At 66.2% G+C, this 23,825-nt stretch carries 20 protein-coding genes; 11 read left to right on the forward strand and 9 right to left on the reverse strand.

Translation table 11 applies throughout. The features are described from left to right. Positions 1-19: 19 nt before the first annotated feature. Positions 20-1,030: a ligase-associated DNA damage response exonuclease gene (locus P1K30_RS14455; RefSeq protein ID WP_275633464.1), complete on the reverse strand. Its 1,011-nt coding sequence runs from the start codon at positions 1,028-1,030 to the stop codon at positions 20-22. Between the two features lie 252 nt (positions 1,031-1,282). Here P1K30_RS14455 and P1K30_RS14460 point away from each other — a divergent pair, with 252 nt between their 5' ends. The 4 genes from P1K30_RS14460 (at position 1,283) to P1K30_RS14475 (ending at position 5,386) form a co-directional block, all read left to right on the forward strand. Next, positions 1,283-2,710: a circularly permuted type 2 ATP-grasp protein gene (locus P1K30_RS14460; protein WP_275633465.1), complete on the forward strand. Its 1,428-nt coding sequence runs from the start codon at positions 1,283-1,285 to the stop codon at positions 2,708-2,710. Between the two features lie 133 nt (positions 2,711-2,843). Then, a complete protein-coding gene (locus P1K30_RS14465) occupies positions 2,844-3,797 on the forward strand; it encodes an alpha-E domain-containing protein (RefSeq protein ID WP_275633466.1) in 954 nt (317 codons plus the stop codon). Beyond that, positions 3,794-4,606, forward strand: coding sequence for a transglutaminase family protein (locus P1K30_RS14470; RefSeq protein WP_275633467.1), 813 nt, complete (start codon positions 3,794-3,796; stop codon positions 4,604-4,606). The genes P1K30_RS14465 and P1K30_RS14470 overlap by 4 nt, the downstream gene beginning before the upstream one ends. Before the next feature lie 54 nt (positions 4,607-4,660). Next, positions 4,661-5,386, forward strand: a complete 726-nt coding sequence (locus P1K30_RS14475; protein WP_275633468.1) for a proteasome-type protease — start codon at positions 4,661-4,663, stop codon at positions 5,384-5,386. A gap of 80 nt (positions 5,387-5,466) precedes the next feature. Here the strand turns inward: P1K30_RS14475 and P1K30_RS14480 are convergent, their stop codons facing one another. Further along, positions 5,467-6,183: an SIMPL domain-containing protein gene (locus P1K30_RS14480; RefSeq protein WP_275633469.1), complete on the reverse strand. Its 717-nt coding sequence runs from the start codon at positions 6,181-6,183 to the stop codon at positions 5,467-5,469. 167 nt (positions 6,184-6,350) lie between these two features. Here P1K30_RS14480 and P1K30_RS14485 point away from each other — a divergent pair, with 167 nt between their 5' ends. Further along, positions 6,351-10,109 (forward strand): hypothetical protein, encoded by a 3,759-nt coding sequence (locus P1K30_RS14485; RefSeq protein WP_275633470.1) that lies wholly within the window; start codon positions 6,351-6,353, stop codon positions 10,107-10,109. 97 nt (positions 10,110-10,206) lie between these two features. Here the strand turns inward: P1K30_RS14485 and hppD are convergent, their stop codons facing one another. Further along, the gene (gene hppD, locus P1K30_RS14490; protein ID WP_275633471.1) at positions 10,207-11,307 is read right to left on the reverse strand and encodes a 4-hydroxyphenylpyruvate dioxygenase; all 1,101 of its coding nucleotides are present in this window, start codon (positions 11,305-11,307) and stop codon (positions 10,207-10,209) included. A 135-nt stretch (positions 11,308-11,442) separates the two neighbouring features. Between hppD and P1K30_RS14495 the strand changes: the two genes are divergently transcribed. From P1K30_RS14495 to P1K30_RS14505, 3 genes are all read left to right on the forward strand, one after another. Next, positions 11,443-11,901 (forward strand): Lrp/AsnC family transcriptional regulator, encoded by a 459-nt coding sequence (locus P1K30_RS14495; RefSeq protein ID WP_275633472.1) that lies wholly within the window; start codon positions 11,443-11,445, stop codon positions 11,899-11,901. Positions 11,902-11,986: 85 nt separating this feature from the next. Further along, positions 11,987-13,276, forward strand: a complete 1,290-nt coding sequence (locus P1K30_RS14500; RefSeq protein WP_275633473.1) for a PAS domain-containing protein — start codon at positions 11,987-11,989, stop codon at positions 13,274-13,276. 189 nt (positions 13,277-13,465) lie between these two features. Then, a complete protein-coding gene (locus tag P1K30_RS14505) occupies positions 13,466-15,361 on the forward strand; it encodes a cation:proton antiporter domain-containing protein (RefSeq protein ID WP_275633474.1) in 1,896 nt (631 codons plus the stop codon). Here the strand turns inward: P1K30_RS14505 and cobT are convergent. Next, positions 15,358-16,386 (reverse strand): nicotinate-nucleotide--dimethylbenzimidazole phosphoribosyltransferase, encoded by a 1,029-nt coding sequence (cobT, locus tag P1K30_RS14510; RefSeq protein ID WP_275633475.1) that lies wholly within the window; start codon positions 16,384-16,386, stop codon positions 15,358-15,360. The genes P1K30_RS14505 and cobT overlap by 4 nt on opposite strands. 48 nt (positions 16,387-16,434) lie before the next feature. Between cobT and cobS the strand changes: the two genes are divergently transcribed. Then, positions 16,435-17,184, forward strand: coding sequence for an adenosylcobinamide-GDP ribazoletransferase (cobS, locus tag P1K30_RS14515; RefSeq protein ID WP_275633476.1), 750 nt, complete (start codon positions 16,435-16,437; stop codon positions 17,182-17,184). Positions 17,185-17,253: 69 nt separating this feature from the next. On the opposite strand, the gene P1K30_RS14520 is transcribed toward cobS, so the two are convergent. The 5 genes from P1K30_RS14520 to P1K30_RS14540 all read right to left on the reverse strand — a co-directional run bounded on the left by P1K30_RS14520 (position 17,254) and on the right by P1K30_RS14540 (position 22,429). Then, positions 17,254-17,763, reverse strand: a complete 510-nt coding sequence (locus P1K30_RS14520) for a CarD family transcriptional regulator (RefSeq protein ID WP_275633477.1) — start codon at positions 17,761-17,763, stop codon at positions 17,254-17,256. Between the two features lie 299 nt (positions 17,764-18,062). Beyond that, entirely contained in the window at positions 18,063-18,401 is a 339-nt protein-coding gene (gene fdxA, locus P1K30_RS14525) for a ferredoxin FdxA (RefSeq protein ID WP_275633478.1), read from the reverse strand. A gap of 50 nt (positions 18,402-18,451) precedes the next feature. Next, the gene (locus tag P1K30_RS14530; RefSeq protein WP_275633479.1) at positions 18,452-18,838 is read right to left on the reverse strand and encodes an RNA-binding S4 domain-containing protein; all 387 of its coding nucleotides are present in this window, start codon (positions 18,836-18,838) and stop codon (positions 18,452-18,454) included. 1 nt (position 18,839) lies between these two features. Next, the gene (locus P1K30_RS14535) at positions 18,840-21,791 is read right to left on the reverse strand and encodes a helicase-related protein (RefSeq protein WP_275633480.1); all 2,952 of its coding nucleotides are present in this window, start codon (positions 21,789-21,791) and stop codon (positions 18,840-18,842) included. Between the two features lie 179 nt (positions 21,792-21,970). Next, entirely contained in the window at positions 21,971-22,429 is a 459-nt protein-coding gene (locus P1K30_RS14540) for a tetratricopeptide repeat protein (protein ID WP_275633481.1), read from the reverse strand. Between the two features lie 161 nt (positions 22,430-22,590). Between P1K30_RS14540 and P1K30_RS14545 the strand changes: the two genes are divergently transcribed. Further along, positions 22,591-22,878: an SCP2 sterol-binding domain-containing protein gene (locus P1K30_RS14545; RefSeq protein WP_275633482.1), complete on the forward strand. Its 288-nt coding sequence runs from the start codon at positions 22,591-22,593 to the stop codon at positions 22,876-22,878. A gap of 1 nt (position 22,879) precedes the next feature. Further along, a complete protein-coding gene (locus P1K30_RS14550; RefSeq protein ID WP_275633483.1) occupies positions 22,880-23,815 on the forward strand; it encodes an alpha/beta hydrolase in 936 nt (311 codons plus the stop codon). Positions 23,816-23,825 lie beyond the last annotated feature (10 nt).

Below are 23,825 nucleotides of genomic sequence, written 5' to 3' on the forward strand. Positions count from 1 at the left end.
TCGATGATCAGTACGGTCTTCACGCCTCTTCCTCCTCGGCGCGGTCCAGGCTTTCCCCCTCGAACTCTGTCTCGACCACCGCCGCGTCGTACCCCTGTTCCTCCAGCCAGCGGCGGAACACCGACGTGTAACCGTGGGTGACGAACACCCGCTCGGCGCCCGTCTCGCGGATGGCGGCGTTCAGCCCGTCCCAGTCGGCATGGTCCGACATCACGAAGCCCCGATCCGCCGCCCGCCGCCGGCGCACGCCGCGCAGCCGCATCCAGCCCGAGGCGAACGCCGTCGACACTGTGCCGAACCGGCGCAGCCACGGCGTGCCCAGCCCCGAGGGCGTGGACAGCACCAGCGCGCCGGGGTGGTCCTTGGGGGTCATGTCCGGCGTCACGCGGATCGTGTCGGGCAGGGACAGGCCTTGGGCTCGCAACACCTCGTTTACGTTTTCCACCGCGCCGTGGGTCAGGATCGGCCCGATCGAGGTATCGAGCCCGGCAAGGATGCGCTGTGCTTTTCCCAGCGCATAGGCCGCCAGCACCGGCGTGCGTCCATCGGCGACGGTCGCGGCCCACCAGCGGTTGATCTCGTCTTCCGTCTCGGCCTGCGGCGCCCAAGTGAAGACGGGCAGCCCGAAGGTGCATTCGGTGATGAAGGCGTGGCACCGGACCGGCTCGAACGGTTCGCACAGGCCGTCGGGTTCGGTCTTGTAGTCGCCTGAGACGACCCAGACCTCGCCATCCACCTCGATGCGGATCTGCGCCGAGCCCGGAACATGTCCCGCAGGATGAAAGGACACGGTGGCGTCGCCGATGGTCCGCGTCTCGGCGTACCGGATCGTGTCCAGCGTGATGTCGCCCAGCCGGTGGCGGATGACGGGCGCCGCCGCCTCTGTCGACAGATAGCGGGCGTGGCCGGGGCGGGCGTGGTCCGAATGGCCGTGCGTGATCAGCGCCCGGTCCACGGGGCGCCACGGATCGACATAGAAGTCGCCAGCGGGGCAGTAGATCCCGCTTGGGGTAAAGGTCAGCACGGCCATGAAGCGATGATAGCGCGGGCCGTCGCCACGGCGAGTGCCGGGAAAACGGGACACCCGTAAACCAAAAACCGCTTCGCAGCAGCCGGTTGCGGCTTTCCTGTGGACAGTTCGCCGGGGGACGGTATGTCAGAAAGAAAGGGGACAGGCTGCGCTTTTCCGAAGATCCCGCCGGACAGGACGATCAGCGCGGCCGCAACCACGGCCACGACGCGCCCCCTTGCGCATCGTGCGAGGGATTGGGAAGGTAAAGCCATGAGCAAGGCCGCTGAACCACGCTATTTCAATGAGATGGAAACCGGGGGCGCCGTTCGCGGCCCCTATGCCGGTATCCAAGACTGGGTCAACGAGATGCCGGCCGAGCTTCGGTCGCTTAAACAGCACGAAGCGGAAAGCCTGTTTCGGCGCATCGGCATCACGTTCGCTGTTTACGGCGAAGGCGGCGATCCGGATCGTCTGATCCCGTTCGACATGTTTCCGCGCGTCTTTTCCGCCGACGAGTGGCGCAAGCTGGAACGCGGCATCAAACAGCGGGCGCGGGCGCTGAACGCCTTTCTCGCCGATGTCTATGGCCGGGGCGAGATCGTGCGGGCGGGCAAGATCCCGGCGCGGCTGGTCTATACCAACGAGGCCTACGAGAAGGCCGTTGTCGGCATCGTGCCGCCCAAGGGCGTGTACAGCCACATCGTCGGCATCGACCTTGTCCGGGTGGGCCCGGACGAGTTCTACGTGCTGGAAGACAACTGCCGGACGCCGTCGGGCGTGTCCTACATGCTGGAAAACCGCGAGATCATGATGCGCATGTTCCCGCAGCTGTTTCAGCAGAACCGCATCGCACCGGTCGATGGGTATGGCCGCGCGCTGAAGCGCACGCTGGCCAGCGTCGCGCCGAAGAAATGCGACGGCGAGCCGCGCTGCGTGATCCTGACGCCGGGCCATTTCAACAGCGCCTATTACGAACACACCTTCCTTGCCGACACGATGGGGATGGAACTGGTCGAGGGGCAGGACCTGTTCGTCGATGGCGATTTCGTCTGGATGAAGACCACCGAAGGCCCGCAGAAGGTGGACGTGATCTATCGCCGGATCGACGACGCCTTCCTTGATCCGCTGTGTTTCCGACCGGATTCGATGCTGGGCATCCCCGGCCTGATGAACGTGTACCGGTCGGGCGGCGTGTCGATCTGCTCGGCGCCCGGGGCCGGTGTGGCGGACGACAAGGCGATCTATACCTTCGTGCCGGAAATGGTGCGGTTCTACCTTGGCGAAGAGCCGATCCTGCAAAACGTGCCCACGTGGCAGTGCGGCAAGGCGGACGAGTGCAAGTACGTGCTGGAAAACCTCAAGGAACTGGTGGTCAAGGAAGTGCACGGGTCCGGCGGTTACGGGATGCTGGTGGGGCCGAAATCGACCGAGGCGCAGATCGAGGCGTTCCGCGCCAAGATCGAGGCCGACCCCGACAACTATATCGCGCAGCCGACGCTGGCGCTGTCGACCTGCCCGACCTTCGTGGAAGAAGGTGTCGCACCCCGCCACGTCGACCTGCGGCCCTATTGCCTTGTCGGCGAGGACATCGAACTGGTGCCGGGCGGCCTGACGCGCGTGGCGCTGACCGAGGGGTCGCTTGTCGTGAACTCCAGCCAAGGTGGCGGGGTGAAGGACACGTGGGTGCTGGCGGAATGATGCGGGCTGCGACCTCCTTCGTGGTTCTCCCCCCCTCCCTAGCCCTCCCCCCGGAAGGGGGAGGGGAGCGTGTTGCGCTTTGGGGCGCGCGTGTTCTTCTTGACCTGATGACGACCAATTCGGAGCCCTTCCCATGCTAAGCCGGACGGCGGAAAACCTTTTCTGGATCGGGCGTTACATGGAGCGTGCCGAGGCATCGGCGCGGCTTCTGGACGTGGGTGCGCGCAACGCGCTGCTTCCCAATATCGGCGGCGGATACCGCAACGAATGGGAATCGATCCTTGAAGCCAGCGGCACCTTGCCGGCCTTCAAGGAAAAGTACGGCGACCCGGTCCAGCGCAACGTCGAAAGCCACATGTTCTTCGACAAGGACAACCCGTCCTCGATCCTGTCCTGCATCACTGCCGCGCGCGAAAACGGCCGGATCGTGCGGACCGCGATCACCGGGCAGGTGTGGGACGCGCTGAACACCGCGTTTCAGGAAATCCGCGAGATGCAGCGGACCGAGCGCAGCCAACTGCCTTTGGCCGACCTGACCGAGTGGACGATGCGCACGGCCGCGCTAGTGCGGGGCGCCGCCTCTGTCTCCATGCTGCGCAACGATGGCTTTCACTTCATGAAAACCGGCTACGCGCTGGAACGGGCCGACAACACGGCGCGGTTCCTGGATGTGAAGTACTATGTGCTGCTGCCCGAGGTAAGCTATGTCGGCACCGGGATCGACAACTATCAGTGGTCGACGCTGCTGCGTGCGCTGAGTTCGTACCGTGCCTTCGGCTTTGCCTATGGTGGTGACGTCACGGCCCACAAAATCGCGGACTTCCTGATCCTGAACATGCAGTGCGCCCGCTCGCTTCTGTCCTGTGTGTCCGAGATCAACGACAGCCTCGACTTTCTGGCGCGCGCCTATCACCGCGCAACTGACGCGCAGCAGGTGGCGCGCGGCATGATGGGAGAACTGGCAGAGGCGCGGGTCGACGACGTGTTCCAAGAGGGCCTGCACGAGTTCCTCACCCGGATCATCGAAGAGATCAACGGGCTGGCTGGCGCGATCCATGCAAGCTATCTGACGGGGAGGGTGGCATGAGGCTGACCGTTTCGCACCGGACGCATTATACGTTCGCCGAACCGATCCGGGGCGTTGTGCAAAGTCACCGCCTGTTTCCTGCCGACTGCGAGAACCAGCGCGTCCTGAACTGGGCGGTGACGGTCGAGGATGCCGAGACCGGCGCCGGGTTCCGGGACGGGGCCGGGGACTGGATTCAGACTGTGACGCTCCGGCGCGCGGTGGCTGGCGTGACGATCCTTGTCGAGGGTCTGGTCGAGACGCAGGACCTGAACGGGGTGCTGACCGGCCATGCCGAGAAGGTGCATCCGTCGGTCTATCTGCGCGACACCCGCGCCACCATGCCCAGCAAGGCGATCCGCCGCATGGCCGAGGGCGTGGCCGAGGCCGAGAAGACGCCGCTGGATCTTGCGCACGGTCTGTCGCGCGAAGTGTCCAAGATGATCGAATATCGTCCGGGCGAGACCGACGCCAGCACATCCGCGACCGAGGCGCTGGAGCTGGGCTATGGCGTATGCCAGGACCACGCGCATGTCCTGATCGCGGCTGCGATTTCGGTCGGGATTCCGGCGCGCTATGTTGCGGGCTATCTTTATTCCGAGGCCGGAGACGAGATGGCCGAGGCCAGCCACGCATGGGCAGAGCTGTACCTTAAAGGGCTTGGCTGGGTCGGCTTCGACGCCGCGAACGAATGCTGTCCGGATGCCCGTTACATCCGTCTTGGGTCCGGGTTCGACGCGCTGGACGCGGCGCCGATCCGTGGCGTGGCGCATGGTGAGACGACAGAGCATCTTGACGTCGAAGTGAGCGTCGGCCAAGTGCAGCAATAGGGTGCGGTTGCAGATGCGCGGTCGCAGCGGGGATGTGGAAATCGGGCGTCTGTCATGACCTATTGCGTAGGGCTGCTTCTGGATGCCGGCATGGTGCTGCTGTCTGACACGCGCACCAATGCCGGACTGGACAATATTTCGACCTACCGGAAGATGTTCACCTTCGAAGAGCCGGACGAACGGGTCGTCGTGATCCTGACCGCCGGGTCCCTGAGCGTTACGCAAACCACGCTCGCGCGGCTTGAAGAAGCGGCGCAGGACCGGTCCCCGGACGCGCCGCCGTCGATCATGACGGCCGAGACGATCCTGCAGGTCGCGTCCATCGTGGGCGATACGCTGGCCGAGGTCAGCAAGGACATTTCGTCCCGCATGACCCAGCACGCCGATGGCGCAAAGGCCAGTATGCTGGTCGCCGGTCAGCGCAAGGGCGGCGAGATGCGCCTGTTCCTGATCTATCCCGAAGGCAACTTCATCGAGGCGACGGCGGACACCCCGTTCCTGCAAATCGGCGAGCACAAGTATGGCAAGCCGATCCTTGACCGGGTCGTGCGGCCTGAAACCACGCTGGGCGACGCGCAGAAGGCCGTGCTACTAAGCATGGACTCGACGCTTCGGTCGAACCTGTCGGTGGGGATGCCGCTGGATCTTGCGGTGATCGAAAAGGACGCCTGCAAGGTCAGCACGTACCGCCGGATCGAAGCGCAGGACGAGGGATTTCTTGCGATGTCGAACGCCTGGAGCCAGGCGCTGCGCGACAGCTTCCAGCGGATCGAGATCTGACAGGGTCGGACCACAGGAGGCGGGGCGCGGTCAGGATGCCGCGCCGCCGCGTGTGTTTCGGGCCGCGCGGGCCCCGTGGGTCAGGGGCCCGAAATTTCGAACACGATGGTCACGCTTGCGGTCGTGTCGACCTCTCCCGCCGCGATCGGTACGGCAGAGGCGATGGCGGCCTCGCGCATCATGATCGGTCCGCCACCACCACCCGATTCGGTCAGTTCCAGCACGTCGCCCAGAACAAGGCCCGCCGCATCGGCGTATGTCTCGGCCCGTGCGCGGGCGTCGGCCACGGCAAGCCGCCGGGCTTCGTCCAGCGCGGGGGCGGGGTTTTGCAGCGCAAAGCGCAGTTCGCGGAACTCGTTGGCACCGGCGTTGATGGCGGCGTCCAGTACCTCTCCCATGCCGTCAAGGTCGCGGATTCGGACGGTGACGGTGTTCGAGGCCCGGAAACCGGTAATCTCGTCGCCGCCTCCCGACACGCTGTTGCGGTTCGACCAGACCGGCGACAGCGACAGGTCCGAGGTCTGCATGTCGGTGTCCGCGACACCCGTTTCGGCCAGCAGGGCAAGGACATCGGCGGTGGCGACGCTGGTCGCGTCCATCGCCTGCGCGGCGGTGTCGCCACGGCTTGTCACGCCAAGGGTCAGCACGGCCAGATCGGGAATCCCGGATACCATGCCGGTGCCGGTCACGGTCAGGCGATTGGCGGCGGCCTCTTGCGCGGCCGTGGGCGCGGCCAGCGGCAGCGCGAGGCACAGGGCGGCCACGGCAAGCAACGGTGCGGCAGAGAAGGTTCGCATTGTGGAAGTACTCCCGTCAAATTGATCGGGAAACTGCGCTTTGCATCGCCTGCGGACAAGGCCCAGCCCGGGTGTTTTACTTCCACTCGGCGGTTTGTTGCTATACATAACCCCCCGAAAGGGAGCGCGACTCCCATGCGCTCCCCCGACATATTATAGACTGAAGCATGAAACCCAGTTTCGCCCTGAACCTTACCCATGACGGCATCAGCCTACTCCACCGCGCACAGGCAGGATGGCTGAATGTTGGGGACGTGTCGCTGGACGCGCCCGATCTGGTTGACGAACTGGTCGTGCTGCGGCGTACGGCGACCGACCTCGAGGCTGCCGGTCTTAGCACCAAGCTTGTTATTCCGAATTCACAGGTCCTGTATCTGGAAGTCGATGCGCCGGGTCCGACCAAGGCGGACCGCCAGTCGCAGATCCGCGAAGCTTTGGTCGGGGTGACGCCGTATGACGTGCGCGACCTGAACTTCGACTGGCGTATGAAGAAGGGCAAGGCGCAGGTCGCCGTGGTCGCCCGGGAAACGCTGCTGGAGGCAGAGACCTTCGCGACGCAGTACCGGTTCAACCCGATGTCCTTCGTCGCAATGCCCAGCCCCTCGGAATTCGACGGCGAGCCGTTCTTCGGCCCGACCCGCCACGCCGAGCGCGTTCTGAACGGCGGCGAGTCGGTCGAGCCGGACAAGAAGCGAATTCATGTGCTTGGCCGTCTGGGCGAGGTACCGGAAACGCCTGCCGAACCGGCGCCCGAAGCAAAGCCCGCCGCGAAGTCTGTGGCAGAGTCCGAAGAGCCCAAAGCGGCGGACACCACGCCCGAGCCGTCGGCTGTCGCGCCCAAGGACACCGCCGCCGAGGTGACGCCGCAGACCGATGACGACGACGCGGCGCCGCAGCAGACGCTGCCCGCATCGGACGACCGGCTTCTCGATCACGTCGCGGAACTGTTCGGCAGCCTTCCCGAAGGCGGCAAGGCCGACTCTTCCGAAGAAACCCCGTCGCCTCGCAGAAGACCGGAAGAACAGTCGGCAGGCGATCTTGCCGCCGCGCTGTTGTCGCTGCCGGACGGTGATGGCGACGAACCGAATACCTCGCCGTTTTCTTTCACGTCTCGCCGCGCGCGCCCGACCGCGCGGGTGAACGGCGAGGCGCTGCCGCCCGTCGCACCCCAACCCGAGGCGGAAGCGGACGCGGCGCCGGTCGCGAAAGGGCCGGTCATCGACGATCTGCCGCCGCTGCCAAGCGCGCGCAGCGCGCCGGTGCATTCGCCCGCCAACCCGGCGGTGACGCGCCCGACGACGGCGCTGCAGGACGATGCGACCACGAAGGGTGACGGCGCGACCGCCGATGCGTGGGATACGGTGCTTCCGACGTCGTCTGGCGGCGGTACGGCGAAGGGCGACACCGCCGCGGAACGCTCGGCAAACGTCGACCCCACCGCGCCAGAGCTTGCCCCGAAGACCGACCCCGTTCTGGCTGCCGCGCTGGCGCCCGGAGCGGCGGCGACCGACGATGCGAAGAAGCCGCGCGGAAGCAAGCTGGCCGAGACGCTGATGCGCATGGGGCGGCCGAAAGAGCAAAAGAAGGCCGAGGTCGAGGATATGGCCGCCGCGTTGCGCCAGCCTCTGCCGACCAGTGCGCCTCTGAAACGCGGCCCGTCCGCGCTTCCGAAGCCGCTGCCGTCCGGTATGCCGCCGGCCAAGCCCTCGGCACGCGGGCCGGTCCCGGTGCCTCCGACGCCGCCGCGTTCGGGCCGGTCGAGCGAGGCCGACGCGATGACCGTGTTCGGCGCACGGGGCCAGACGCCGCCGCGCGCGCGTCCGAAGTTCCTTGGCGCGGCGATCGCGGTTGCCCTGCTGGTGGTGCTTGGCGTGGTCGTGCTGTGGTCGACCTATGTGATGAACGACGTGGCCTCTGGCTGGTTCGGTCTGGGCGGCGACCCCGAGATTGCCGAGGTCGAAGAACCCGCACCGGTCATCCTTCCCGAGGCGCTGACCACCACGCCGCCGGCAGAATCCGACGCCATCGTCGATGCCGCCCCGGAAACAACCCCCGAACCAGAAGTAAGGCCGACGCCCGAGGCGGCGGAACCGTCCGTGCCGCTGCCCGGAATCGAGGTCACCGACCTTCAGCCCGAGCCCGAGCAGGCCGCGCCCGTTGCCCCCTCGGTGCCGGATGGGTCCGAAGAGATCGCGGCACTGTCGACCGACGCGCAGCCCGCGCCGGACGATGCGCCGGCCTCGGCCGAGACGTCGGGCGAAACGCCCGAGCTGGTCGAAGAACCGGGCCCCGTCGTGGACACACCCGACATCGACATGGCCGCCGTGGCCCCGCCGCCTGCGCTAAGCGACATGCCGCGCGGCCCGGAGCTTGACGACGGTCCGGCGCCCGACATCGCGACCATCGCCCCGTCGCAGCCAGACGGGTCGGCGGAACCCGCCGACGACAGCGCCGCGCCCGCCAGCGGCGGCGATGCCCCCGGCACGCTGGAAATCGTGCGCCTCGAGGAACCGCCCGTCGCCGAAGACGCGCCGCAGGCCGAAGTCTCGGCCCCTGCGCCCGGTCGCGTGCCGGCACCCTCGCAGGCCGAGGCCGATGCGATCTATGAACGGACCGGCATTTCCGTTCTGGCTCCGCCGGCCATCGAAAGCCCCGGCATCGACCGGCTGGACGGGACGGTGCTGTCGTCCTCTGATGTCGCGCTGGCCGACCCGTCGCCGCGCGCGCTGCCAACCGAAGAGGACCTGACCGGATCCGATACGGCGCCGGTCGTCGGCCTGCCGCCCTTCCCGCTGGTGACCGAGTTCGACCTTGACGAACGCGGCCTTGTGCGCGCCACCGAAGAGGGGGCGATCTCGCCGCAAGGCACGCTGGTGATCCGTGGCACGCCGCCGGTGGTGCCGCCGGTGCGCCCGGGCACCGAGCCGCCGGAAGAGGAGACGCTGCTGGACGAGCCTGCCGCCGACGCGCAGGACGCCGAGCTTGAAGCCGAGATTGCGGCGCTTGCCCCGGACGAGGACGACGCCCTTGCGGGGCTGCTGTCCGAAGACGATCTGGCCGAGGTCGACGAACGCGCGCAATTCGGCGGGCTGACCCGTGAAGAACTGGCCGAGGTTCGTCCGTCGCTGCGTCCGGACGATGCCCCCGTATCTGAAGAGGTCGCGTCTGAAGAGACCGCCGCCGAAGTGGCGGCCGCGGAAGAGGTGGCAGAGGCCGCGGAAGAGGTCGTTCTGGACCTCGAGACAGCCGCCGATGAGGGGCCGGCCCCGTCCGATGACCCCGCCGCGGACGAAGCGGCCCCCGACCCGCTGATCGACTTCGCCGATGTCATTCCGCCGTTGCGGCCCGGTACCGAAGTCGCGTCGGCCGACACCACGCCGGACGGCGAGGCCACTGACAACGTGCAAAGTCCGTCGCTTGCTGCCGCTCTGCTTGAAGCCCCGGATGCCGAGGCCGAGCCGGACGCCGAGACCGCCGCGGTCGAGACCACGTTCGACGGGGCGACCGAACTTGCGGTGGACGCCTCGTTGACCCCGTCGACCCGGCCCGCCGGTTTCGCGTCGATCGTTCAGGCGGCCTTGGAAGAAGCCGCCAACGCTCCGCCGCCTCCGGCCGCTGAGACGGCGCAGCCCGATCCCACCCCTGTCGTCAACGCCCCGGTGCGGGCGCCCGAGATCCCGACCAGCGCAAGCGTCGCCGCCACGGCGACCGACGAGAACGCGCTGCGCCTGAACCGGGTGAACCTGATCGGCGTCTACGGCTCTGCCAGCAACCGCCGTGCCCTCGTTCGGCTGTCGTCGGGTCGCTATGTGAAGGTGCAGGTCGGCGATACGGTCGACGGCGGCCGCGTCGCCGCGATCGGGGATGGCCAGCTTGTCTATACCAAGGGTGGCCGGACGATCACGCTGGACATGCCCAGCGGTTAAACCCGGATAGGCCGCCCCGGATACGGTTCGGGGGCGGCCCTTTCGGAACCGCCCCCGCTCTCCTTACCGGAGCTCTCTCCCTGCCGGACTGGCCGGCTTATTCAGCGGCGGTGTTCAACTCGCCGCTGTCGATCTGTTCTTGTTCGATCGACTCGAACAGGGCCTTGAAGTTCCCCTCGCCAAAGCCGTCGTCGCCCTTGCGCTGGATGAACTCGAAGAAGATCGGCCCAATCACCGTTTTCGAGAAAATCTGAAGCAGGATCTTCGTTTCGCCGCCGTCGACCACGCCTTCGCCGTCGATCAGGATGCCGTGCTTCTTCATCCGGTCGATGGGCTCGTCATGGCCTGCGACACGGTCCTTCGACATATCGTAATAGGCGTCCGGCGGCCCCGGCATGAACTTCACGCCCTTCTCGGCGATGGCATCGGTCGAGGCATAGATATCGTCGCTGCCCACGGCGATGTGCTGAATGCCCTCGCCGTTGTACTTTTTCAGGTACGACACGATCTGCCCGGTCTCGCCTCGGTCCTCGTTGATCGGGATGCGGATGCGGCCGCAGGGCGAGGTCAGCGCGCGGCTGAACAGGCCAGTGTACTTGCCCTGAATGTCGAAGAACCGGATCTCGCGGAAATTGAACAGGTCGCCGTAAAAGCGAAACCACGTGTCCATGTTGCCCTTGAACACGTTGTGCGTCAGGTGATCGAGGTAGAAGAACCCGACCCCCTTAGGCTTCGACTGGGCGATCCAATCGAATTCGCCGTTGTAGGGCGAGGATTCGTAGTAGTCCTCGATGAAATAGATCAGCGACCCGCCAATGCCTTTGATCGCAGGCACGTCCATCGTCTTGCCCTCGCCCTCGTAGGGTGTGGCGCCCTTGGCGACCGCGTGGTCGAAGGCGTGCTGCGCGTCGACCACCCGCCACGCCATCGACGGGGCGCAGGGGCCATGTTCCTCGACGAAGTCGCGGGCGTGGCTGCCCGGTTCATCGTTCAGCACATAGGTGATGTCGCCCTGCTGCCAAAGCTCGATCGCCTTGGTCTTGTGGGTCGCAACGTGGGCATAGCCCATGCGGGCGAACAGCTCTCGCAGCTGCTCGGGCTCGGGGTGCGCGAATTCCACGAATTCGAAGCCGTCGGTCCCGGCAGGGTTTTCCGGCGTGATTTCGGATTTCGGGGCGTCATGCGGGAAGGGTCCCATCGGTGGTCTCCTTGGTTTTCCGTTTGAACGCAGTGTGACACCGAACACGCGGGGTGTTTGCGCGAAGTGGGGGGGTCTTATCGAGGTTGGTGCGGGAAATTGACGAAAGATACGGAGTTGATGCATGATTTCCGCATGGATATCGACGACACGGACAAGCGCCTGCTGGCGGCGCTGCAAAAGGACGCGACGCTGACGGCCGAGGCGCTGGGCGCGCAGTTGAACCTGTCGGCCAGTCAGGCGGGGCGGCGACGGCAACGGCTGGAGCAGGCGGGCTTCATCGAACGTTATTCGGCGCGGCTGGACGCGGCGCGGCTGGGGCTGGCGGTGCAGGCCTTCGTGCAGGTTCAGATGGCCACGCACGAGCCCGAGAAGGTCAAAGGCTTCACCCGAATCGTCGGCAATCGGCCGGAAATCGTCAGCGCGTGGACCCTCACGGGCGAGGCGGATTACCTGCTGCGCGTCTACTGCGCCGATCTTGCGGGGCTTAACGTCCTGATCCATCAGGTTCTTCTGCCGCATCCAGCGGTGGCGCGGGTGCAAAGCCAGATCGTGATGGACCAGTTCAAGGCGGATGCGCCGCTGCCGACGTGACGGGTTAAGGCAAACGAAAGGACTGCAGGGGTATGGAGGCTTAGACCCCCGCGGCCAATGCCCGCCCATGTCCGGAGCGCACTTTATGAGCCTTGATGACACGCAAGACGACGATCTGCTGGAAGCCGGCCACGACGCTGCGGATGCGGAACCGTCAAGTTTCGTCGAGCGACGCCGAGAGGCGCGACCATCCAGTGGCGAGGCTCCGTTCCACCTGAACGAGGTGTTCTTTTCCCGAACCGACTCGCGCGGGGTGATCCAGGCCGGCAACTACGTGTTCCGACGCGTGGCCGATTACGACTGGTCGGACATGCTGGGCGCCCCGCACAAGATGATCCGCCACCCGGATTCCCCGAAGGGCCTGTTCTGGCTGTTCTGGGACACCCTTAAACGCGGCGAGACGATTGGCGCCTACGTCAAGAACCGCGCGCGCGATGGGCTGCATTACTGGGTGTTCGCCGTGGCGATGCCCTGCGCCGGCGGCTATCTGTCGGCCCGGATCAAGCCGACCAGCCCGATGCTGGAAACCATCGAAAAGCTGTACGCCGAAGCCCGGCTGATGGAGCAGAAAGACGGGCTAAGCCCCGAGGACAGCGCGAAGTGGATGGTAGAGAAAATCGTGGCTATGGGGTTCGAGGATTATCCGTCCTTTGCCGCCCATGCGCTGAGCGAGGAACTGCTGGCGCGCGACGCCGGTCTGGACATGCCGGTTGACGAACACATCGCGGGCTTCAGGAAGATGCGCAAGGCAGCCGCCGGTCTCAAGGAAGAGACCGAGAAGCTTGTGCGCGAGTTCGAGATGACCGAGATCATTCCCCACAACATGCGCGTCATCGCCTCGCGGCTGGAACCCAACGGCGGCCCCATCTCGACCCTGTCGACGAACTACGGCGGCATGTCGCGCGAGATGTCCAGCTGGTTCGAAACCCACGTCGTGGGTGAAAACAGCAACTTCGCAAAGATCGGCGGCACGGTCGGCCAGAGCATGTTCATCGAATGCATGACGCGGATCCTGCGCGAATGCTCGCGGCAGTTGGACAAGGAACGCCGTCAGTTGGGCAGCGTCGATCTGGAAGAGGAACGCGGCTATCTCACGCAGCTTGTGTCCGAATACCAGCGCCTGTCGCGCCAGGGTCAGGATCAGGTCTCGGACGAGACCTATCGCATCCTCGACGCCTGCAAGAAGATGAACCGTCACATCCTTGGCCTGTCGACGACCCGCGTCATGTGCAAGATCGAAGGCGCCCGCCTGACAGAGGGGCGCGAAAGCCTGACAGACATCATCGGGGAACTGAACGGCATCCAGCAGCGCATCCGCGCCAACCTTGCCCGGATCGAGGAACTGAGCGGCACGATCCGGTCGTTGCTGAATTGATCTAAGCTGACGTCGCCGTGCCGCGCGACGGCCCGTCCGGGCGGCAGCCTGCCGCATTTCCAGACAGGCGTCTGCGGCTCGGCCGGTCTGTCGGGCCGCTAACCGGCGTCCCGCCCTGTCACCCCGCGAACTGGCTGGTATAACTTTGCGCGAAGCCCCTGACTTTTGCCGCATAAGTGATTCCCGCTGATGGATACCTTTCTGTTCCAGGCCACGATCTACCTGGCAACGACCGTGATCGCGGTGCCGATCGCCGCACGGCTGGGGCTTGGGTCCGTTCTTGGTTATCTTCTGGCGGGTCTGCTGATCGGCCCGATTTTGGGTCTGGTGGGCGCGAATGCCGACCTGCAGCACTTTGCCGAGTTCGGCGTCGTGATGATGCTGTTCCTGATCGGGCTGGAACTGGAGCCGCGCGCCCTGTGGGACATGCGCACCAAGCTGATCGGGCTGGGCGTATCTCAGATCGTGCTGACCATGCTGCTGATCGCGGGCGGCGCGATGCTGCTGGGGCAGCCCCCCGCTGCCGCACTGGCGATCGGCATGATCTTCGCGCTGTCCTCGACCGCCATCGTCCTTCAGACGCTGACCGAGAAGGGGCTGATGCGCACGGCGGGCGGGCGTTCGGCCTTCTCGGTCCTGCTTAGTCAAGACATCGCGGTGATCCCCATGCTGATCTTCCTGCCGCTGCTGCAGGGAGAGGCGCGCACGGTATTCAACCCCGACGGGTCCGTCAGCCGACCGCATGACGCGGCCGCCCATGCCGCTGCGGAGAACGGGCACGAGGCCACGCTGTCGCTGGTCGCGGGTCTGCCCGGCTGGGGCGCGACGCTGGTGACCTTGGCGGTGATCGCGGCGGTGATCCTGATCGGCGTCTACCTGATCCGCCCGCTGTTCCACTTTGTCCACGCCACCCGGCTTGGCGAACTTTATACCGCCTTCGCCCTTCTGATCGTGGTCGGCGTCGCCTTCCTGATGACGCTGGTCGGCCTGTCGCCGGCGCTTGGGTCCTTCCTGGCGGGCGTCGTGCTTGCGAACTCGGAACTGCGGCACGAGCTTGAATCCAGCATCGAGCCGTTCAAGGGCATGTTGCTTGGGCTGTTTTTCATCACCGTCGGCGCGGGCATCGACATCGGGCTTGTGCTGGGGCAGCCCTTCATGCTGATCGGCCTGACCCTTGCGGTGATGGCCGTGAAGGGCCTTGTCCTGTTCGGACTGGGCCGGATGTTCCGGCTGAAGACCCGCGACCAGTGGCTGTTTACCCTTGGGCTGGCGCAGGCCGGCGAATTCGGCTTTGTCCTGTTGTCGTTTTCCGCCCAGCAGGGCGTGCTGGCGCCGCAGACCTCGCAGAACCTGCTGATGGTCATCGCGCTGTCCATGCTGCTTACGCCGCTGTTCTTCCTCGCGCAGGACTACCTGTCGCGGCGTGGCCGCGAGGTCGAGGACCAGCCGACCCCGGACGAGGTCGGATCCGAGGGCCCGATCATCATCGCGGGCATGGGCCGGTTCGGGCAAGCGGTGAACCGGATGGTGCAGATGGCGGGGTTCCGAACCACGGTGCTGGACAACAACCTTGCCACCATCCAGCTGATGCGAAAATTCGGCTACAAGGGGTTCTTCGGCGACCCGACCCGCCCCGACGTTCTGCGCGCCGCAGGCCTGAAAGAGGCACGGGTGCTGGTCGTGGCGATGGACGGGCGCGACGATGTCACCCGGCTGGTGGCCTTCGCCCGGCGGGAACGGCCGGACCTGCACATCGTCGCCCGCGCGCGCGACCGGGTGCATGTTTACCAGCTGTACCGCGCCGGGGCGAACGACATCGTCCGCGAGATGTTCGATTCCAGCCTGCGTGCGGGGCGCTATGTGCTGGAAAACATGGGGCTGACCAACTTCGAGGCGTCCGAGATGGAGCGGACCTATTTCCGGTACGACCGCGCCGCCGTCCGCGCGCTGGCCGAGGTCTGGAAACCCGGCGTGCCGGTCGACCAGAACCCCGATTACGTGGCGCGCACGCAAGAGCTGAACGCGGAACTGGAATCCGCGCTGCTGAAACAGTTCGCTGAGAACGAGAAGCGAAAGGACGACTAGGGCGCGTCGCCGTCCGACACGCCCGCTTCCGCGAAGGTCGCCATGCCAGAGTGGCACGCGACGGCGCCTTTCAGCACCCCGATCGCCAGCGCGGCGCCGCTTCCCTCGCCAAGTCGCAGGCCCAGCGACAGCAGCGGTTCCATTGCGAACTGGTCCAGAAGCCGCCCGTGCGCGGCCTCGGCCGACCGGTGGCCCGCGGCGCAGTGATCCAGTCCGCCGGGCGCCATCCGGTGAAGCACGGCCGCGGCGGCGCAGCAGGGGAAGCCATCCAGAAGAACCGGCACACCGAAATGGCGGGCCGCCAGAATCGCGCCGGTCATCGCCGCCAGTTCGCGCCCGCCAAGGCGGCGCAGGCATTCGACGGGGTCGGACAGGGCGTCCCGGTGCAGCGCAAGCGCCTCGTCCACCACCTGCGCCTTCAGCGCCAGCCCGGCATCGTCGACGCCAGTGCCCCGGCCCACCCAGTCGGCACCGGTGCCGCCGTAAAGCCCGGCGGCCAGCGCCGCGGCCACGGTGGTGTTGGCGATGCCCATTTCGCCCACGACCAGCAGGTCGGCCTGCGGATCAAGCGCCGACCACCCGGTCTGCAGCGCCTCCAGCAGCTCGGCCTCTGTCATCGCGGGGGCGGTGGTGAAATCGGCGGTCGGTGTGTCCAGCGAAAGGGCATGGATGTCGATCGTGGCGCCGAAGCAGTCGGCCAGTTGGTTGATCGCGGCGCCGCCGGCGCGGAAGTTTGCGACCATCTGCACCGTGACCTCGGCCGGGAAGGCGGACACGCCGCGGGCCGCAACGCCGTGGTTGCCAGCGAAGACAATGACCTGCGGGCGGTCGATCATCGGCCGTGCGTCGCCGCGCCAACCGGCATACCACTGCGCAAGGTCCTCTAGCCGGCCCAGCGCCGCTGGGGGTTTCGTCAGCTGCGCGTTGCGCGCGGAGGCGCCGTCGCGGGCCGTGGCATCGGGCCCGGGCAGGTCGGTCATCGCGGCGCGGAAGGCTGGCAGGTCGGCGGGACAGTGGGCGGCCATATGTCTCTCTCGTTGCGGGAACTGCAGCTTGTCTCTATCCGGGAGGGCATGAAGAGAACAGACGGAATTGCCGGTGACGTCATCGCCGCGCTGGGCCTGCTGACGCGGTTGCCGCTGCCGGGTCGTGCGTCCCACCGCGGCGCAGAGGCCGCCTGGGCCTGGCCGCTGGCGGGGCTGACCGTTGCGCTTCTGGCGGCTGTGCTGGCGGGGATCGGGGGCTGGATCGGCCTGCCGGTGACGCTATGCGCGGGCCTTCTGATCGCGGCACTGGTCGTGATGACCGGCGCCTTGCACGAAGACGGGCTGGCCGACGTCGCAGACGGCTTCTGGGGCGGGTTCACCAACGAGCGGCGGCTAGAGATCATGAAGGACAGCCGCATCGGCAGCTATGGCGTCATCGCGCTGGTGTTGTCGCTTGGACTGCGCTGGCAGGCGGTGGCGGTGCTGATCGCGGGCGGCGCATGGATCGGGCCGTTGCTGGCTGCGGCGATGTTGTCGCGCGCGCCGATGGCGGTGCTGTTGCAAGAGATGCCGAACGCGCGGGGCGTGGGCCTGTCGCAGGCGGTCGGACGGCCGGGGCGGGCGGCTGCCGCGACGGGGATGCTTGTGACGTTGGGGGTGTCGCTTTTGCTGGCCGGGTCGGGGGCCGTCTGGGTGGCGCTTGCCGTGGCGCTTGCGGCTTTCGGCGTGGCGCGGGTGGCGCAGGCAAAGGTCGGTGGCCAGACCGGAGACGTGTTGGGGGCGACCCAGCAGGTGTCCGAGGTCGTGGCCTTGTGCGCCTTCGCGGCGCTGGCCTGATCAGGACCGACAGCGCAAAAAGAAACCGCCGCCCGAAGGCAGCGGTTCTAATCCGGCTTGTCGCGGGAATCAGGCGGCGCGGCTGACCAGCACGTCGTCGACCTGCTTCTGCGCCGACGTCTCGTCAGCGCCAGAAACGGCCGCGACTTCGCGGGTCAGGCGTTCCAGCGCAGCTTCGTACAGCTGACGCTCGGAATAGGACTGCTCGCGCTGATCGTCGGTGCGGTGCAGGTCGCGCACCACCTCGGCAATCGCGATCAGATCGCCCGAGTTGATCTTCTGTTCGTATTCCTGCGCCCGGCGCGACCACATGGCGCGCTTTACCTTGGCCTTGCCCTTCAGCGTCTTCATCGCCTGAGACACGATGTCCGGCGTCGACAGCGAGCGCAGGCCCGCTTCGGTCGCCTTGTGGGTCGGCACGCGAAGGGTCATCTTGTCCTTCTCGAAAGAGATCACGAACAGCTCCAGCTTGATGCCGGCGATCTCTTGCTCTTCGATCGACACGATCTGGCCGACGCCATGCGCCGGGTACACCACGTATTCGTTCGGGCGGAATTCCATTTTCTTGGTCTTAGTCATGCAGCGTCCTTCCTCGAAGGTCCGAACGGACCTGAGACGGGGCTACCCGGGGCCACCGGCACCCCCGGGGCCCGGAATTTGGCGCCAAAAAAGCCAACCTCAGGAACGGGTCCCTGCGGACGGCTTCGGGTTTCCGGCGTCGATATTGGGTCTATATAGCATCAAATCGCCCCTTTTGGAAGCTTGATGCCAGTGTCAGCACCGAAAAAGCCGCTAAAACAGCAGCTTGACGGCGTCGTATTTACCTAATCCAGTTAACCCGACGTAACGTCATTCGCACGAAAGCGACGAATCGCGGGTCAGCCACCCTCTCCGGGTTTCTCGGAGAAGTACTTTTCCAACTTTCCGGATTCGCCATCCCGTTCGTCCGCATCGGGCAGCGGATCTTTCTTGGTGATGATGACCGGCCAGATTTCCGAGTACTTGCGGTTGAACTCGACCCATTTCTCGGTGTCGGGCTCGGTATCGGGCAGGATCGCCTCTGCCGGGCATTCGGGCTCGCACACGCCGCAGTCGATGCACTCGTCAGGGTGAATCACCAGAAAATTCTCGCCCTCGTAGAAACAGTCCACGGGGCAGACTTCCACGCAATCGGTGTACTTGCAGGCGATGCAGTTGTCGGTGACGACGTAGGTCATGGGCAGTGTCCGGATCTTGGCTCCGGCCCGTGCTAGCCCGCCGGGGCGGATCATTCAAGGCCGTGTTGGCGCATCTCGTCTGACTTGCGGCGGTCTTTCTTGGTCGGACGGCCGCCACCCTCGAACTTCGGCGCCGGCGCGGGCCGGTCTTCCGGGGGCGGGGCAGGGGGCGACAGGTCTTCGTAGAGGGCCTGCGCTTCGGGCGCGGGGCCGCGCCGGGTGCCGGGGGCAAGAATGCGCACGACACGGATTCGCTTGGCCTGCGGGAAGGTCAGGGTGTCGCCGGGGCCGACCGCCTGCGCGGGCTTTGACACCCGCGCGGCGTTGACCCGGACATGCCCGGCCGAGACGGTCTTTGCCGCAAGGCCGCGCGTCTTGAAGAAACGCGCGTACCATAACCACTTGTCCAAACGGATGGTGGCGCGGGGCTCGGTCAAGCTACTGCTTGTCCTTCAGCCCCATCAGCGCGGCGGCGAAGGGGTTGTCGGGGTCGATCTTGTCCTTCTTGGGCGGGCGCGCTTCGTAGGTGCGGCTTTGGTTGCCGCCGCCCTTGTTCGGGCGCTTGCCCTTGCCACCGCCCTTGCCGGTGTTCGGCTTGCCACCGCGCGGCTTGCCTTGGCCCTTGTTGCCACGGTTGCCGGCACCACCACCTTCGCGGCGACGGCCGAAACCGCCCCAAGTGAAGGTGTAGAAGGTCTCGATCTCGGGGCCGGCGACATCGGCATCGGGCGCCACGCCCTGCGGCGTTTCTTCCTCGGGCGCCTGCGGAATGCCGTCATCGACCTTGGCCACGTTGTCCGCGGTCTCGTCCACGGGCGCGATCCCCTCGTCGGCCACAGCCTCGACTTCGGCAGCGGGCGCGGGGTCTTCGGCCGGGGCAGGGGCTTCGGGTGTTTCCACGATGCCACCTGCGGGCGCGGCATCGGCCACGTCCATCACGGGGGTGTCGTCTGCGGGCGCATCCTCGGACGGAGCGTCACCTTCGGCTTCCGGCACCACCTCGGTCACCGGCTTCACCTTCTGGCGTTCACCCTTCTCGGCCTTGTAGCCAAGGCCTTCCATCAGCGCGGCGAACTGGTCCAGCGTCATGCCGGTGATCGACAGCATGTCGGCGGTCGCTTCGAACCCGCCACGGCTGTCTTCCGACCGCAGCATGTCGGCAAGCCGTTCCAGCATGTCGATGCGGATCGCGCGGTCGCCCGCTTTCCGGTAGCCGGCCATCGTGTGGTAGGCTTCGGGCGCGCTGGCATCGGATGGGATCGTCACAAGGCCCGGCGGCGGGCTTTCGGGGAATTCCTGCAGGTTCTGGGCCAGCGACCACAGCACCAGCCGCAGGCGGGTCGGAGCGGGCTTCAGAAGCAGCGGCATGAAAATGGTGAACTGGCCGAACCGGATGCCGTGCTTACGCAGCGCGCCACGGGCGTCCTGATCCAGCTCTTTCACGTCCTGCGCGACTTGGTCACGCGGCAGAACGCCCATCGATTCGACCATGCGGAAGGCGAAGCCACGGGCAAGGCCGGTCAGAGCCTCGTCGCGGGACATCGCCAACAGCGGCTCGAACAGGGTCGCGATCTTGCGGTCGACGAAATGCTGAAGGCGGCGCTGCACCTTCTGCGCCACGTCGTGGCCGGCTTCTTCGTCAACGAAGGCCTGCACCTCGGGCTTCAGGGGCTCGGATCCCGCGACCAGCTTGCCGATCGCGTGTTCACCCCACATCAGCCCGCCCTGATCGGTAAAGTCGATCTCGGTATCGGGCGAGTTGTAGAACCGGTCGGCGCGCAGGTGGAACTCGGGCTTGAGGGCCTGCAGGGATGCCTGCCGCAGCGTCTTTGCCTCGTCCGGGCTTGCTGCCTTGTCCTGGCTGAAGCGGAATCCTTCAAGCCGGCCAATGAATTGGTCCTCTACGGTCACTTCGCCCTTGTCGTTCACCTCGGCCACAAGGCTCTCCTTCTGCTTGAGCCGCCGCAGCAATACGCTGGTGCGCCGGTCCACAAATCTTTGCGTCAGCCGCTCGTGCAGGGCGTCCGACAGTCGGTCTTCTACCGCGCGGGTCGCCCCGCGCCAATGGCTTTCGTCATCGAGCCAACCGGCCCGCTGTGCCACATAGGTCCAAGTACGGATATAGGCCAGTCTTTTGGACAGGGCGTCAATTTCGCCATCGGTGCGGTCGATACGGCGGACCTGTGCCGACAGCCAGTCATCCGGCACCCGGCCGAACTCGTGCAAATAGCCGAAAATCTTCTCTAGCAGGCCGGCGTGTTCGGCGTGGCTGATGCCGCGAAAATCGGGGATGCGGCAGACGTCCCACAGAAGCTTGACCGACTTGGGGTCGGTGGTGCGGGCGCGAATGCCGTCGACAGAAGACAGCAGCTTCAGTGCCATCAGGTCGTCCGCCTCGCGGCCGCGGGTCAGCCACTCGTCCTCTGTGCGTTCCTCGAGCGAGGCGATCAGGCGGTCCGCCGTGCCGAAGTCCAGCCGAGAGTTGCGCCACTGCAGCTTACGGATCGGCGCGAACCGGTGGTTCTGGATCGCCTCGGCGACACCTTCGTCCAGCGGCGGCGCCTCTCCGGTCACGCCGAAGGTGCCGTCCCGCGTGTAGCGGCCCGCACGGCCCGCGATCTGCGCCAGTTCGTTCGGCATCAGGTATCGCATCCGGCGTCCGTCAAACTTGGACACCGAAGAAAAGGCGACGTGGTCGATGTCGAGGTTCAGGCCCATCCCGATGGCGTCGGTCGCCACAAGGTAATCGACGTCCCCGTTCTGATACAAAGCCACCTGCGCGTTGCGGGTGCGCGGGCTGAGCGCGCCCATCACGACGGCGGCGCCCCCCTTCTGGCGGCGCAAAAGCTCGGCGATCGCATAGACCTGATCGACAGAGAACCCGACGATGGCGGACCGGCGCGGCATGCGGCTGATCTTTTTCTGACCGATATAGGTCAGGTCCGAGAACCGTTCGCGCCGGATGAAGTTCACGCCCGGCACCTGCGCCGCGATGGCGCCGCGCATGGTGTCGGCGCCCAGCAGCAGCGTCTCGTGCGTGCCGCGTGCGCGCAGCAGACGGTCGGTGAAGACGTGGCCGCGTTCCGGATCGGCGCACAGCTGGATCTCGTCCAGCGCGACGAAATCGGCCAACAGGCCCTCGGGCATCGCCTCGGTCGTGCAGACCCAGTACTGGGTCCGGTCCGGGACGATTCGCTCTTCGCCGGTGACAAGGGCGACCACCGATGGTCCGCGCAGGGCGACGATGCGGTCGTAGACCTCGCGCGCCAACAGGCGCAGCGGAAGGCCGATGACGCCGGTGCGATGCGCCAGCATCCGTTCGATCGCGTAATGGGTCTTGCCGGTGTTGGTCGGGCCCAGAACCGCCGTCACTCGCGCCTGTCCGGCCATCGTTTGCCTCTGCCTTCGGGTCGCGGGGCCTTCCGTGGAAGCCCGGCGGACGGGATGCGTTCCCGAGCCACCCTCAGGGGCGGCTTTGACCCGGTCCTGTTTGTTTCACCTGATGCCCCATGTAGTGCAGCCAGCCGTCCTTGTATAGGCGCGGGGGCCGCGATGGGGGCTGCGGCGGGTCAGAGCGTCTGGCCGCCGAACTCGCGTTCCAGCCGATCCAACGCCGCTTTCGTCTCGGGGCGGTGCGGGTTCACCTCGGACACCATGCGCCACGCTTCCAGCGCATCCTCGCGCATCCCGATTTCTTCAAGGATGACGGCAAGACCGGCCAGCGCGTCGAAGTGATGCGGGTTCAGTGCAAGGGCGCGGCCGATGTCTTCCAGCGCCGGACCGTGTTGACCCAGCTGGAAGAAGGCGGTGGCGCGGTTGGTCCAGCCCTCGGCGAAGTCCGGGGCGTGGTCGGTCAGCGCGGTAAAGTGATCGACGGCCAGCCGCCAGTCCTGATCCTCCATCGCGTCGATCCCGCGTTGCAGCAGCAGATCCATCGCCGGCGACCCGGACCGCTGCCATTCCGTGCGAATCCGGCGTTCCAGCTGCATCCAGTTGGACGTTTCAGGGTTGGCCAGTTCAGAAAGCATTCCGTCGACATCCGCATCCTGTGCTAGCACCGGAGCGGTGGCGAGAAGATATGCCGCAACGACAGATTTGCAGAACCGTATCGATTTTTTCATAACGGAAGCATACTGCGGACGCAGCGAAAAGCGAGCCCCGCGCGGGTCACAAACGAAGGAGCCTTTCGATGAGTGAAGTTATCGACGCCGCTGTCGCGGCCCTGAACGAGAAAGACACTTCCGAGTTCGACGGAAAGGCGAAATTCCTGATCGAGGACGAAGGCTCGATCGTGCTTGATTCGGACGGCGCCCGTGCGGCGGACGAAGAGACTGACGTCACGCTCAGCGCGGATGCAGAGACGTTTCAGGCGATCCTGTCCGGCGCGATGGACCCGACGTCCGCGTTCATGACCGGCAAGCTCAGCGTCGATGGCGACATGGGCATGGCGATGCAGCTGGGCGCGGTTCTCAGCTGAGATGTCGACCCCGGCGCCGTTCTTTCAAGAGGTCGCGAAGGGCCCCGATAACGTACGCGCGCTGTGGGTGACCGCCCGTGATGGCGCCCGTCTGCGCATCGCGCTTTGGCCCGGTGGCACGCGGGGGACGGTTCTGCTGTTTCCGGGGCGGACGGAATACGTCGAAAAATACGGGATTATGGCGTCCGAGCTGGAAAGCATCGGGCTGTCCACCATCGCGATCGACTGGCGCGGTCAGGGGCTGGCCGACCGCTCGCTTGAGGATCGGGCGACGGGGCATGTCGGCGACTTTACCGACTATCAGCACGACGTCGCGGCGATGCTGTCCACGGCGCGGGAACAGGGCCTGCCGGAACCCTATTTCCTGATCGCGCATTCGATGGGCGGCTGTATCGGCCTGCGGGCGGTGCTGGAACATCTGCCGGTGAAGGCCGCCGTCTTCACGGGCCCGATGTGGGGCATCAAGATCAGCCGGTCGCTGCGCCCCGTGGCGTGGGTGCTGTCGTGGGCCGCGCGGAAGGTCGGGCATGGCTATCGTTACGTCCCCGGCACCAGCCCAGACACCTACGTCACCGCCGCGATGTTCGAGGACAACCTGCTGACCACTGACCCCGGGATGTTCGAGTACATGACCGAGCAACTGCGCGCGCACCCGGATCTCGCGCTTGGCGGGCCAAGCCTGCACTGGCTGTACGAGGCGTTGATCGAGACGCGGCGCCTTGCGCGGCAACCCTCGCCGGACCTGCCGTGCCTGACCTTCCTTGGCACGAACGAAAGGATCGTCGACACGGCGGCGGTCCACGCCCGGATGGCGATGTGGCCCAAGGGGCGGTTGCAGATGGTCGAGGCTGGCGAGCACGAGGTCATGATGGAAGGCCCCGATGCGCGCAGGCGTCTTGTCGAGGATCTTGACCGCTTCTGGTTCGGCGACAGCTAAGCGGTCCGCA

This window comes from Psychromarinibacter halotolerans (assembly GCF_029168315.1).
Taxonomy (GTDB): Bacteria; Pseudomonadota; Alphaproteobacteria; order Rhodobacterales; family Rhodobacteraceae; genus Psychromarinibacter; species Psychromarinibacter halotolerans.

Bases quoted from the DNA above. Each gene is read 5' to 3' on its own strand.
- P1K30_RS14485 (WP_275633470.1), top strand. From the start codon at position 6,351: ATGAAACCCAGTTTCGCCCTGAACCTTACCCATGACGGCATCAGCCTA.
- P1K30_RS14475 (WP_275633468.1), top strand. From the start codon at position 4,661: ATGACCTATTGCGTAGGGCTGCTTCTGGATGCCGGCATGGTGCTGCTG.
- P1K30_RS14465 (WP_275633466.1), top strand. From the start codon at position 2,844: ATGCTAAGCCGGACGGCGGAAAACCTTTTCTGGATCGGGCGTTACATG.
- P1K30_RS14545 (WP_275633482.1), top strand. From the start codon at position 22,591: ATGAGTGAAGTTATCGACGCCGCTGTCGCGGCCCTGAACGAGAAAGAC.
- P1K30_RS14460 (WP_275633465.1), top strand. From the start codon at position 1,283: ATGAGCAAGGCCGCTGAACCACGCTATTTCAATGAGATGGAAACCGGG.
- P1K30_RS14505 (WP_275633474.1), top strand. From the start codon at position 13,466: ATGGATACCTTTCTGTTCCAGGCCACGATCTACCTGGCAACGACCGTG.
- P1K30_RS14500 (WP_275633473.1), top strand. From the start codon at position 11,987: ATGAGCCTTGATGACACGCAAGACGACGATCTGCTGGAAGCCGGCCAC.
- P1K30_RS14550 (WP_275633483.1), top strand. From the start codon at position 22,880: ATGTCGACCCCGGCGCCGTTCTTTCAAGAGGTCGCGAAGGGCCCCGAT.
- P1K30_RS14495 (WP_275633472.1), top strand. From the start codon at position 11,443: ATGGATATCGACGACACGGACAAGCGCCTGCTGGCGGCGCTGCAAAAG.
- P1K30_RS14520 (WP_275633477.1), bottom strand. From the start codon at position 17,763: ATGACTAAGACCAAGAAAATGGAATTCCGCCCGAACGAATACGTGGTG.
- cobT (WP_275633475.1), bottom strand. From the start codon at position 16,386: ATGGCCGCCCACTGTCCCGCCGACCTGCCAGCCTTCCGCGCCGCGATG.
- P1K30_RS14480 (WP_275633469.1), bottom strand. From the start codon at position 6,183: ATGCGAACCTTCTCTGCCGCACCGTTGCTTGCCGTGGCCGCCCTGTGC.
- P1K30_RS14455 (WP_275633464.1), bottom strand. From the start codon at position 1,030: ATGGCCGTGCTGACCTTTACCCCAAGCGGGATCTACTGCCCCGCTGGC.
- hppD (WP_275633471.1), bottom strand. From the start codon at position 11,307: ATGGGACCCTTCCCGCATGACGCCCCGAAATCCGAAATCACGCCGGAA.
- P1K30_RS14535 (WP_275633480.1), bottom strand. From the start codon at position 21,791: ATGGCCGGACAGGCGCGAGTGACGGCGGTTCTGGGCCCGACCAACACC.
- P1K30_RS14470 (WP_275633467.1), top strand. From the start codon at position 3,794: ATGAGGCTGACCGTTTCGCACCGGACGCATTATACGTTCGCCGAACCG.
- fdxA (WP_275633478.1), bottom strand. From the start codon at position 18,401: ATGACCTACGTCGTCACCGACAACTGCATCGCCTGCAAGTACACCGAT.
- P1K30_RS14540 (WP_275633481.1), bottom strand. From the start codon at position 22,429: ATGCTTTCTGAACTGGCCAACCCTGAAACGTCCAACTGGATGCAGCTG.
- cobS (WP_275633476.1), top strand. From the start codon at position 16,435: ATGAAGAGAACAGACGGAATTGCCGGTGACGTCATCGCCGCGCTGGGC.